This window comes from Streptomyces sp. NPDC001443, assembly GCF_053597355.1.
This window is the reverse complement of record NZ_JBSFIA010000033.1, coordinates 91,061-102,799: the sequence shown is the minus strand read 5'-3', so window position 1 is coordinate 102,799 and position 11,739 is coordinate 91,061. Positions and strand designations below refer to the sequence as shown.

General features: G+C 70.0%; 10 protein-coding genes. All 10 read right to left on the bottom strand.

Features of this window, described 5'->3' with window-relative positions:
* Positions 1 to 13: 13 nt before the first annotated feature.
* The 10 genes from ACWC24_RS29415 to ACWC24_RS29370 all read right to left on the bottom strand — a co-directional run bounded on the left by ACWC24_RS29415 (position 14) and on the right by ACWC24_RS29370 (position 11,285).
* Positions 14 to 823, bottom strand: coding sequence for an anti-sigma factor family protein (locus tag ACWC24_RS29415; protein ID WP_450665916.1), 810 nt, complete (start codon positions 821 to 823; stop codon positions 14 to 16).
* Positions 823 to 1,344 (bottom strand): sigma-70 family RNA polymerase sigma factor, encoded by a 522-nt coding sequence (locus tag ACWC24_RS29410; protein WP_010039908.1) that lies wholly within the window; start codon positions 1,342 to 1,344, stop codon positions 823 to 825. Before ACWC24_RS29410 ends, ACWC24_RS29415 begins: the two co-directional genes overlap by 1 nt.
* Before the next feature lie 329 nt (positions 1,345 to 1,673).
* Positions 1,674 to 2,291, bottom strand: a complete 618-nt coding sequence (locus ACWC24_RS29405; protein ID WP_450665915.1) for a CGNR zinc finger domain-containing protein — start codon at positions 2,289 to 2,291, stop codon at positions 1,674 to 1,676.
* Between the two features lie 208 nt (positions 2,292 to 2,499).
* Positions 2,500 to 3,651: a uroporphyrinogen-III synthase gene (locus ACWC24_RS29400; RefSeq protein ID WP_450665914.1), complete on the bottom strand. Its 1,152-nt coding sequence runs from the start codon at positions 3,649 to 3,651 to the stop codon at positions 2,500 to 2,502.
* 191 nt (positions 3,652 to 3,842) lie between these two features.
* Entirely contained in the window at positions 3,843 to 5,222 is a 1,380-nt protein-coding gene (locus tag ACWC24_RS29395) for a nitrate/nitrite transporter (RefSeq protein WP_450665913.1), read from the bottom strand.
* Positions 5,223 to 5,391: 169 nt separating this feature from the next.
* Positions 5,392 to 6,423 (bottom strand): hypothetical protein, encoded by a 1,032-nt coding sequence (locus ACWC24_RS29390; RefSeq protein ID WP_450665931.1) that lies wholly within the window; start codon positions 6,421 to 6,423, stop codon positions 5,392 to 5,394.
* Positions 6,420 to 7,076 (bottom strand): hypothetical protein, encoded by a 657-nt coding sequence (locus tag ACWC24_RS29385; RefSeq protein WP_450665912.1) that lies wholly within the window; start codon positions 7,074 to 7,076, stop codon positions 6,420 to 6,422. Before ACWC24_RS29385 ends, ACWC24_RS29390 begins: the two co-directional genes overlap by 4 nt.
* A gap of 83 nt (positions 7,077 to 7,159) precedes the next feature.
* Positions 7,160 to 8,422, bottom strand: coding sequence for an acyltransferase family protein (locus ACWC24_RS29380; RefSeq protein ID WP_450665911.1), 1,263 nt, complete (start codon positions 8,420 to 8,422; stop codon positions 7,160 to 7,162).
* On the bottom strand, positions 8,419 to 10,602 hold the full coding sequence (locus ACWC24_RS29375; RefSeq protein WP_450665910.1) for a polysaccharide deacetylase family protein: 2,184 nt from the start codon (positions 10,600 to 10,602) through the stop codon (positions 8,419 to 8,421). Before ACWC24_RS29375 ends, ACWC24_RS29380 begins: the two co-directional genes overlap by 4 nt.
* Entirely contained in the window at positions 10,602 to 11,285 is a 684-nt protein-coding gene (locus ACWC24_RS29370; protein WP_450665909.1) for a hypothetical protein, read from the bottom strand. Before ACWC24_RS29370 ends, ACWC24_RS29375 begins: the two co-directional genes overlap by 1 nt.
* Positions 11,286 to 11,739 lie beyond the last annotated feature (454 nt).

Genomic DNA, 11,739 nt, shown 5'->3' with positions numbered 1-11,739 from the left:
CCCGTCCGGGAAGTTAGGCGTCGACCTCCACCAACCGCTTGCCATCGAAGGTCATCACTTCGAAGTGGTCGATCTGGTTGGGGGTGAAGGCGGCACCGCCGTGGACGTACAGCGGGTTCTTCGCGGTCTCGGTCTTGGCGTCGGCCAGGCCGTAGCCCCAGTTCGGCACGGACCAGGAGGTGACGGTCTCGCGCTCGCCGTTCTTGCCGACGGCGATCAGCGAGCACTTCTCCGGTCCGCTGACGTTCTTGAGCTGGAGGACGGCGTGGGTACCCCAGTCCTTCTTCTCCACGGCCACGGTCGCGCTGACATGGGTCGTCGGGTCCGTGGCGGACTTCTTGTCGGTCATGGTCTGGAAGGCGGCCTGCGCCGGTCCCGCCGCCACGTTGTTCGCGCCGGAGTCCGAGCCGCCGGTCGCCGCCAGCACCGTCAGCGGACCGCCGACGATCAGCGCGGCCGCGGCCGCCACCAGGTAGAAACCGCGCCGGCGCTTGGCCGCGCGACGCTCGGCGACCTCGTCGACGAGCTTCTCCGCCAGCCGTGGGCTGGGCATCGCGGACAGGGACTCGCCGATCGCGGGGGTGCCTGCGCCGGGCAGGTCCGCGAGGGCGGCCAGCATCGGCTCCATCCCGGCGAGCTCCTCGAGCTGCTGGGCACACCATTCACAGGTCGCGAGATGGGATTCGAAAGCGGTTGCTTCGTTGTCGTCAAGAATCCCGAGGGCGTAGGCGCCGACGGTCTCGTGCTCGTTCGGGGCCGGTGTTCCCTGCATAGGGCCAGACATACCCGAACCGCCCGTTCCGAACCCCCCGTATACGCTCATCACGCCGTCACCCCCCGCTCCTCCAGCGCCAGCTTCATCGACCGCAGGGCGTAGAACACCCGCGAGCGGACCGTGCCGCTGGGTATGCCCAGGGTCTCGGCCGCCTCATTGACCGTACGCCCCTTGAAGTACGTCTCGACCAGCACCTCCCGGTGGGCGGGGGTCAGGTCGTCCAGCGCGTCCGACAACGTCATCAACCACAGCGCCTTGTCGATCTCGTCCTCCGCGGGGATGACCTCCAGCGGCGACGGATCGACCTCCTGCGGCCGGGCCTGCCGGCTGCGGTGGCCGTCGATGACGATGCGACGCGCGACCGTCACCAGCCAGGGGCGTACCGATCCGGTCGCACGGTTGAGCTGACCGGCGTTCTTCCAGGCACGGATGAGTGTCTCCTGCACCACGTCCTCGGCACGCTGCCGGTCACCTGCGACCAGCCTCAGGACATACGCAAGGAGGGGTCCGGCGTGCTCCCGATACAGGGCACGCATCAGCTCCTCATCAGGCTCCGAGGGCTGGGACATGCGATGCCGGGCCCTCGGTCCACGTTCATTGGCCACAGCAGAATCCTTGCGCACGCCCACCTCCGATGTCCGGGGGATCCCCCAGTCGGTCGCTCGCCGAGGGGTACGGACACGGGTCGCGGGATGTTCAAACCAGACCGTCAGTTTTCTTCGTGGTGGCATGACGTGACGGACATGAGCGCACATTCCCCCTGCGCGATCTTTACATTTCCCCCACGAGGGCAAGATCGCCTCGACTGCCCGCGCCACACCGAAGGCAAACGGGGTGTTACCGAAATCACTCCGTCAATTCCCCTGCTCCCGCGCCACAGAAGCCGCAAAGGCGACACTCAGGCCTGGGCGAGGGCCACCCGACGACGGTGCCGCGCCACTCTCTCGCGGTTTCCGCAGACCTCGCTGGAGCACCAGCGCCTTCTGCGCCCCCGTGACGTGTCCAGGTAGACGATCGGGCAGTTGTCCCCCTCGCACTGCCGCAGTCCGGCCCGCGCGAGGGGATCCGTGAGCAGTTCCACGCAGTCCCTGGCGACCGCCGCGAGCAGTGCCGCGCACTCCGGCGGACCGGCCAACTCCCGTACGAGCGTGCCGCCCTCGGCGCGGACGGCGCGCGGGGCCGGCGGCGCGGCACGGGCGAACTCGTTGACGCGTGTCAACGCGAGGTCCCGGGACGCGGCGTCGCCGTCGCCGTGCGAGCGGGCGTGGACACCGAGGCAACCGCTTACCAACCACGCTGTCTGTGAACGCAGTTCGCGGAACGCGATCGGCCAGGACGCGTCGGCGTGCGCCAGCGGGGTGCCGGGCGGCACCAGTCCGGCGCGGGTGATCCAGGCGCGCAACGCCACGAGGGAGTCGAGGCGTTCGCCGGGATGGCTGGTCGCGAGGAGATCCAGACAGAGTCGCCCGGCGTCGAACCGCATCTCGTACGGGGCTGTGGCCGTACCCAGTGCCATGTGCCTGTCACCGCCTAGGGGTTGCCCCGCGGGGGACGGGGCCGGTGGGTTCCGGTGCACTCCGACGGCTCCGGAAGACCCCGCGCGGAATCCGACGGAGTCCCGGAGGGAGGGGACGGGAGAACCGTTCCCTCCCACAGTGCCCGCTCGTTCGCCCGGCCGGAACCCCTCGTCGCCTCCCGCGCCGCGTACGGCCCGGGGCCCCGCCCTACGCGTCCGCGTACTTCGCGTCCGCCGCCGGGTCCAGCGCCAGGCGGTACCCGCGCTTGACCACCGTCTGGATCAGCTTCGGCACGCCGAGAGCCACGCGCAGGCGGGCCATCGCCGTCTCCACCGCGTGCTCGTCACGGCCCGCGCCGGGCAGCGCGCGCAGCAGTTCCGAGCGGGATACCACCCAGCCGGGACGCCGGGACAGCACCCGCAGCAGGGACATGCCGGCCGGCGGTACGGGCTTGAGGTCACCGTCCACCAGCACCGCGTGCCCCCGGATCTCCACCCGGTGCCCGGCGATCGGCAACGCCCTTGCCCGTGCGGGCAGTTCATGGCAGAGCAGCTGGACGAGCGGTCCGAGCCTGAAGCGTTCGGGCTGGACCGTGTCGATGCCCCGGGCCTGCAACGGCAGCGCGGTGACCGGCCCGACGCAGGCCGGCAGCACGTCGTGGTGGAGCGCGGCGAGCAACTCGGGCAGCAGCCCGCGGTCCTCGGCGCGAGAGAGCAGGGACGCGGCGGCCGGGGCGCTGGTGAAGGTGACCGCGTCCAGTCCGCGCGAGACGGTGGCGTCCAGCAGCCGGTCGAGGGGCGCGAGTTCCTCGGGCGGCATCCAGCGGTACACCGGGACCCCGACGACCTCGGCGCCCGCGGCTCGCAGCGCCTCCACGAAACCCGGTACCGGCTCACCATGCAGCTGTACGGCGACCCGGCGCCCGTCGACCCCCTCCTCCAGGAGCCGGTCGAGCACCTCGGCCATCGACTCGCTCGACGGCGACCAGTCCTCGGTCAGCCCGGCGGCCCGGACGGCTCCCTTGACCTTGGGCCCGCGCGCCAGCAGTTCCACCTCGCGCAGCCGCTCGATCAGCGACTCGCCGAGGCCCCAGCCGTCGGCGGCCTCGACCCAGCCGCGGAAGCCGATGGCGGTGGTGGCCACCACGACGTCCGGCGCCTGGTCGATCAACTGCTTCGTCGCCGCGAGCAGTTCGCCGTCGTCGGCGAGGGGCACGATGCGCAGGGCCGGGGCGTGCAGCACGGCGGCCCCGCGGCGCCCGAGGAGCGCGCCGAGTTCGTCGGCCCGCCGCGCGGCCGTCACGCCCACGGTGAAGCCCGCGAGGGGGCCGGGCGCCGGTCGATTCTCTTCGTCGTACATAGGCTCTCGTCCCGCGCTGGAGAAGGTCGGCAACTGCTGCTCGCTGACTGCGTTCGGCTGTGTTCTGGCACGCATGGCAACAGCACTCTCTCCCACTCGGCCCCCAAAGGAACGATGTGCGCCTACGTGCCGAGCGAGCCTGCCAACGGTGCGTGACAGACTCGGTTCGGCCCCGTGTCGCCGGTGTTACGTCACACCTCGGCGTAGCTGAGCTGCGGCTTCGTCTCTGCGGCCACCTCGGCTTCGGGCCGGGCGTCCGGACGGCGAAGGTATACGGACCAGGTCACCGCGAAGCACAGTCCGTAGAAGGCGAGGAAGGCGACGAACGCTCCGGTGCCGGAGCCGTAGGAGAGGAAGGACTGCCGGAAGGCGAGGTTGATGCCGACGCCGCCGAGCGCGCCGACCGCGCCGATGAGTCCCATGGAGGCCCCGGAGAGCCGGCGTCCGTGCCGGGCGGCCGCCTCGCCCGTCAGCCCCTGGGCGAGTGCCTTGGTGTGGAAGATGCCGGGGATCATCTTGTACGTCGAGCCGTTGCCGAGCCCGCTGAGCACGAACAGGACGACGAACACCGACACGAACAGCGGCAGCGACTTCGCCATGGAGGCGAAGACCAGGCAGGCCGTGGCGGCCGCCATGCCGACGAAGTTGTACAGCGTGATCCGCGCACCGCCGAAGCGGTCGGCGAGCCGCCCGCCCACGGGCCGGATCAGCGAACCGAGCAGCGGGCCGATGAAGGTGAGGTAGGCCGCCTGCAGGGGCGTACGCCCGAACTCGTTGGTCAGCACCTGCCCGAAGGCGAAGCTGTAGCCGATGAAGGAGCCGAAGGTGCCGACGTAGAGGAAGGACATGATCCAGGTGTGCGCGTCCTTCGCGGCGTCGATCGCGGCGCCGGTGTCGTTCTTCACGGACGCGATGTTGTCCATCCTGAGCGCGGCGAGCGTGGCGGCCAGGACGATCAGCGGGATGTAGATCGCGAGCACCACGCGCGGTCCGCCGCTCGCGCCGATGACCGCGAGCGCCACGAGCTGGATGACCGGTACGCCGATGTTGCCGCCGCCCGCGTTGAGCCCGAGGGCCCAGCCCTTCTTCCGGAGCGGGAAGAAGGCGTTGATGTTGGTCATGCTGGAGGCGAAGTTGCCGCCGCCGACCCCGGCGAGCAGCGCGACCAGCAGGAACGTGGAGAACGACGTCCCCGGCTCCATCACGGTGAACGCGGCGACGGTGGGGATCAGCAGGAGGGAGGCGGAGATGACCGTCCAGTTCCGGCCGCCGAAGACCGCCACGGCGAAGGTGTAGGGCACCCGCACCACGGCCCCCACCAGCGTGACCACGGACGTCAGCAGGAACTTGTCGGCCGGGGTCAGCCCGTACTCCGGGCCCATGAAGAGCACCAGCACGGACCACAGGGTCCACACGGAGAAGCCGATGTGTTCGGCGAGGACGGAGAAGAGCAGGTTGCGGCGGGCCACCTTCTCCCCCGACTCCTGCCAGAAGGCCTCGTCCTCCGGATCCCAGTGCTCGATCCAACGGCCTCCCCTGCTCGCTGCGGGGGCTGTATCAGGGGCAGTCATGACGCCTCCACGGTGCTTCGGGACTCGGACGGTTCGCGCGGTGACGAACGGTGCTGAGTCCCGAAGGTAGGGAGGGCGCGTTTCCTGGCTGTGGCTGTGAGTGACCGGAAGGGAACTTTGCCCTCACCCCGGGAAGCGGTCGGGTGAGAGGTGGTCCCCTTCCGGGACCTCAGCGGTTGACGGCCTGGATCTCCTGGACGACGACGTCCTGGTCGGCGCCGAAGGTGCCGTCGGGAAGGTCACCGCCGGTGTTGCCGGAACCCACCCAGTGGATCTTCCAGGTGACGGTGGCCCTGAGGTGGTACGAGCCGTCGCCGGAGGAGCGCAGGTACCTCACCCCGCACGGCGGTGTCTCGTTCTGCTTGCCCGCGGCGTACTCCTCACCGATGTGCCCGCCGCTGATCTCGCAGACCCCGGACGCCGGATACGTCTCCGCGTCCGCCGTGCCGGGCTCGATCTTCAGCGCGACCGGTTCGGCGGTCGTGGTCGCGAAGAGGCCGTTGATGCCCGGGACACGGGCGGTGACGGAGACGGGCTTGAAGTCGGCGCCGTCCAGCCACGCCCAGGTCGGCAGGTTCACCTTGGTCGTGCCCTCGGGCTTGAGGGTGACCGGCTTGGTGGGGACGCGGATCTCGGCGTAGGCGAGGCCCGCGAGGATCTCCGGGGTCACCACGTTCGGGATGTCGGCGGGCGGGGCGTCACCGTTGTCCACCCAGAAGGGAGGGTGGTCGCACTTGTCCCAGCCCGGCGGGAAGCTCTTGTTGACGTACGAGTCCCACCAGTAGCCCTTGCCGGTCTTCTCCTTGTTGAAGTCCTTGTACTTGCCGTCGACGTAGTAGGCGCGCTGCTCGGCGTCCCACGCGTCACCGGTGGAACCCGCCTCCCAGATCGGCTCCAGGGTGTCCTGCAACTCCTGGGGCGTGTACTTCGGCGCGTACCAGCAGGCGGGCGGGGTCCAGGAACTGTTGGAGGAGGCAACGGGCCCTACGGACGAACCATGGCCGTTCTTGGAGGTGTCGAAGACGACGCCGGCGGCGGAGGCGGAGACGGTGTCGCCGTTCACGTTGCCGGAGGTCTCGCTGCCGGACGGAGGAGACTTGTCACCTCCACCGATCTTGGTGTCCGCCATGGCGGGAGACGCACCGGCAATGATGGAGCCCACCAACGTCGTGACGATCAGCGCTCTCGAACCGGCTTTCATGGCTGGCACTTGGAGCTCCCCCTCTGAGACTGAAGCTTCTCGATGACCCAGACACCCTTGGCGTTCTTGTTCATCTGAGTGGCGTAGAGAACGTAGCTGTTCTTGGTGACCGCCGTCTTGTCAGTCTTCTTCGTCTTCAGGTAGTAGTCGTAAGCCTTGCCCTGGTCCTCGCAGTAGACCAGTGACGCTTTGTTGGGCGCGCTGACGTTGACCACCGCGTTGTAATAGCGGTAGCTGCCCGTCGTGCGTGCCGAGGCCTTGATGTACAGCTTGATGTACTGCTCCATCTGCGCGGCGGCTTCGCCCTCGTAGTAGTACAGGTACGCCTTGTCGAGGGCGTTCTGGTTGGTGATCGCGAGGTCGACCGCCTTGATGGACTGCTCGCTGTCGGCAAGGACCGCGTCCTTGTCCGCGTTGCCCGTCTTCGGCCAGTCGAAGGTGTACGACAGATCCGACGGCAGCTCGATCTTCGGGCGGTCCGCCGCCTGCGATGCCGAAGGGCTCGGTGAGGCCGACGGCGACGTGTCCGTGTCCGCGCCCGCGATCTTGTCGTTGCCCTTCGATCCACCGTCTCCGCCACCGCACCCGGTGAGGAGGAGCAGCGCCGTCGCTCCGGCGGCGGCTGTGGTGAGCAGGCGAGGGCGGCGGGTCACGGGAGGCTCCTGTGTCGTAGTGGCGAAGCCCCGCTACGGTAGCGGGGCTTCGCGTCATGACACCAGTGCGGCCGGACGGGCCGTCAGGCCCGGTGCGTTCCCGCGCGCGAGCCCGAGCCGTCGGGCCACAGCCGTGGCCTGCGTTTTGCCGCGACGTCCTCCATCCAGCCGAAGCAGAGGACACAGCAGGCGGTGAGGGCCCAGACCACGATCAGCACGGGCCAGGAACTCGTCAGGAACCAGGGCGCGTCCTCGTAGAGGAACGTGACGTTCCACAGGTGGTCCCACAGGGTGTCCGCGACGACGATGCACACGTTGTGCCACAGATAGATCGTCACCGCGCGGGCGTTGAAGAGGGTGACCAGACGGTCCCAACGGCGCAGCGGACGCGGCCACTCGGACCACGAGGGGCTGATGTGCAGCAGCAACAGCACGGTGGCGAAGGACCACAGCGCCTGGGCGAACGGCATGTCGTCGAGGTCGTGGCCCGGTGCGAAGCCGTGGGTGAGCGCGTACCAGAGGCCGATGCCCGCGACGACCGGTGCCAGGGACGGCACGACATAGCGAGGGAGCTTCTTCAGGACGCCCTGCTGGTGGGCCATGCCCGCCAGCCAGCACGAGCCGAACGCCCCGAAGTCGCTGAGGTTGGAGTCGAGCCGTGAGAACGGCACGGTGAGCAGGCCGAACTCCAGTGCCGCGGACAGGGCGATCGGCGCGAGGATCGTCGGCCAGGGCAGCCGGCGCAGGGCGCGCAGCATGAGCGGGGAGAGCAGCACGAACCAGAGGTAGGCGCGGATGTACCACAGGGGTACGGCCAGTTCCGTGGCCCACTCGTCGCCGATCAGACCGTGGATGCCGTGCACCTGGTCGCCGAACGGCGGGTCGCTCAGCGGCAGGATCCAGAAGCCGAGGTGGATCCACCACCAGCCGGGGTGTCCGTCGGAGTCGGGGCCCCAGCCGCCCATCAGCATGCCCGTGACGCCGACCGCGCCGAGCAGCCACAGTGGGGGCAGCAGGCGTCGCATCCGGCCGCGTACGACCTGCACCGCGGGGCGCTTGCCGAGCGAGTTGGCCATGAGGTTGCCGGCCAGGGCGAACATCACGCCCATGGACGGGAACACCACGGGCAGCCAGGCCCAGCCGAACAGGTGGTAGAAGACGACCCGGAAGAGGGCGATCGCGCGCAGCAGGTCGAAGTACCGGTCGCGTCCGGAGGCGCGCTTCGGCTCCTCGGCGGACGTGGCCGCGGACTCGGGCGCGGGGTCCGGTGCCGAGGGCTGCTGCGGTATGCGCGCCGGGTTCGGCGGCTGGGTGGTCGTGGTGGTTTCGGGATGGTACGGGTTCATGCGACCGGCCTTCCGTCCATGACGCGCTGTTCCTGCGCGGGCATGTTCGGCGGTGCCGACACCCCACCCTTACGGCGCAGTTTCTGCCAGCGCAGCCGGCCGCCGGTCAGGGCCGTGATCCAGGACTGGAGCAGGACGACGTACATGAGCTGTCGGTAGAGGATCTGTTGGAGGGGCAGGGAGATGAGCGGGGTGAGGCGCTCACGGTCGAGGACGAAGGCGTAGGACGCGCAGACCACCTGGACGGCCAGGACGCCGAACCAGGCCACGATCGTCTTCTGGGTGGGGCCGAAGATCAGGCCGTAGACGAGGAACATGTCGATCAGGGGCGCCAGCAGCGGGGCCAGCACCATGAACAGGGAGACCAGCGGCAGGCCGACGCGGCCGAAGCGGCCGGACGGGCCGCGTTCGACGACGGCCCTGCGGTGCTTCCAGATCGCCTGCATGGTGCCGTACGACCACCGGTAGCGCTGGGACCACAGCTGCTGGACCGACTCCGGGGCCTCGGTCCAGGCGCGGGCCTTCTCCGCGTAGACGACCTTCCAGCCGTCGCGGTGGATGGCCATGGTGATGTCGGTGTCCTCGGCGAGCGTGTCCTCGCTCATGCCGCCGACGCGTTCGAGCGCGGAGCGGCGGAACGCGCCGACCGCGCCGGGGATGGTGGGCATGCAGCGCAGGACGTCGTACATGCGGCGGTCGAGGTTGAAGCCCATCACGTACTCGATGTGCTGCCAGGCGCCGATGAGGAGGTCCTTGTTGCCGACCTTGGCGTTGCCCGCGACCGCGCCCACCTTGGGGTCGGCGAAGGGCTGGACCAGTTCGCGGACGGTGGCCGGTTCGAAGACGGTGTCGCCGTCCATCATCACGATCAGGTCGTACCGGGCGTTCGCCAGGCCTCGGTTGAGGGCGGCCGGCTTGCCCGCGTTGAGCTGACGGATCACCCGTACGTCGGGCAGGTTCAGGTCCTCGACGATGCGGGCGGTGCCGTCGCTGGAGCCGTCGTCGATGACGAGGATCTCGATGGGGTGCTCGCTGGCCATCAGGGAGTGCACGGTGTTCTCGATGCACTTGGCCTCGTTGTACGCCGGGACCAGGACCGACGCCGGTTCGGTGATCGGCTGCGGGCCCCAGCGGAAGTTGCGGTGGCGGGTCTTGCGGGCGTGCAGGACGGACAGCAGCAGCATCAGGCCGAAGCGGGCGAGGACCAGGCCGCCGACGACGGCGAGACCGACGACCAGGACGCCGGTCACGTCGTCGGAGGCCTGCACCAGGAAGATCCAGGCCTTGCCCTTCCACAGGTCGAGGCCGGTGACCGGGGTGTCCGCGTTCGGGGCCGCCAGCGCCTCGGTGAGGTTCTGGAACTCGTAGCCCCGGCTCTGGAGCTGTGGCAGGTAGCGGTCGAGGGCCTGCACGGTCTGGTGGCGGTCGCCGCCGGAGTCGTGCATCAGGACGATCGCGCCCTTGCCGCCCTTGGGCGTGGCGTTGGCGATGATGGTGTCGGCGCCCGGCTTGCGCCAGTCCTCGCTGTCGATGTCGTTGACGACGGTGAGGTAGCCGCGCGAGCCGATGTACTGGGTGACCGGCCAGGACTTGTCGTCCATGGCGTCGGCGAAGGACGAGTACGGCGGCCGGAAGAGCGAGCTGCGGATGCCGGCCGCGCCCGCGAGCGCGAGCTGGTTCTGCGACAGCTCCCAGTCGATGCGGCTCGTGGACTGGTAGGAGAGGTCGGGGTGGTTGAAGGTGTGCAGACCGACCTCGTGCCCCTCGTCGACCATGCGCCGGACGAGGTCCGGGTAGCGGGAGGCCATGGTGCCCGTGACGAAGAAGACGGCGTGCGCGTTGTGCTTCTTGAGGATGTCGAGGACCCTCGGCGTCCACTTCGGGTCGGGGCCGTCGTCGAAGGTGAGGACGATGCGGTGGTCGGGCAGGTGCAGGCTGGTCTCCTTGCCGCCGCGGGTGTCGATCACCGGCCCGCCGTCGAGGATCTTCTGCGGCACCTTGTCGGTGGACGCCTCGGGCCGTACCCGGAAGTCGGCGAGGATCTCGCTGTGCACGTAGCCGCGCAGCATCAGCATGGCGAGCATCGCGCACAGGAGCAGGAGCGGGAGCAGGCTGCGCAGCGGCAGCCGTCGCCGGCCGGCCGCCCGTTTCGCGGAGCGACGGTTGGAACGGGATGCCATCAGAGGACGTTCTCCGTGTGCGAGGACGAGTTCGAGGAGGCGGCGGTGGCGCCCGACCCGACGGGGACCGGGTCCGGGGCCGCTTGCGCGACCGGGTGCGCCGCGCCGGAGTCCGGGCTTGCCGAAGCCGAGGGCGTGGGCGAGCTGTCGCCCGGCGCCGACGGGGACGGGGACGAGACGACCGGCGGGGTCGGCTCCGTCACCGGGTTCTTGGAACTCGTGCTGGGACTGGGCTTCGCGGAGGCGCTGGTCGACGACCGGGGCTTCGCGGAGGCGCTCGGGCTGCCGCTCGGGCCGGACGCGCTGGGCTTCGGGCCGGTGCTCGAGGTGGCGGTCGCACCGCCGGGCGAGGTCACGCCCGGTACCGCGGCGCCGGGACCGGCGTGCGTCGGGTGGGACTTGGCGCTGGGCACCGGCGAGGTGTCGACCTGGCCGGCGGGCTTGTCGTCGTCCTGGCCGGGGACCGGGACCGGGAGCCAGGGCGCGGTGGAGTTGCCCGACAGCAGGGTGACGACGATGACGGCGGCGTAGGCCGCGCAGGCGAGCCCCACGGCGATGCCGATCCGTCGGAAGGTGCGGCTGCGCCGTCCCGACTCGTCCACGAACACGGGCACGTCGGAAGGCTCCGGTCCGCTGTCCTTGGCGGCCCGCGCGAGCCTCTCGCCGAACTGGACGGCGTCCATCTGGACCGTCACCTCGTCCGGGTCGTGCTCGTTCCCGCGCCCCGCCGACGACCCGGACTCGCTCCAGGGGTCGCGGACGGCGGGCGGCGTGGCGCCGCCCGACGACAGGATCTCGGCCCCGGGCCGTGAGCCGAGGCCCGGTCCGGCGTCGGGTCCGGTCGCAGGTGTCGCGATCCTGGCACGGCCGCCGTGCCGGCCGGCCCGCCGGGCACCGGGAGCCTGTCCGGTTCCTGCCGAGGACGGTCCGGTTCGTTCCGGAGTCGTCCCGGTTCTGCCTGTTCCTGAAAAGCTCTGAGCGTTCTCCCCCGTCGACTGCTGGTCCTGGCTCGGCGATGAGCCGGCAGACCATTCCGGTTGGGCGTCTTTCCGCCACTTCTTCACGTGCGCACTTCCCCCCACGGGACGGTTCCGGAAGCGCGTACGAAGCCGAGCACCCGCCGCCGAACCGGGCCCC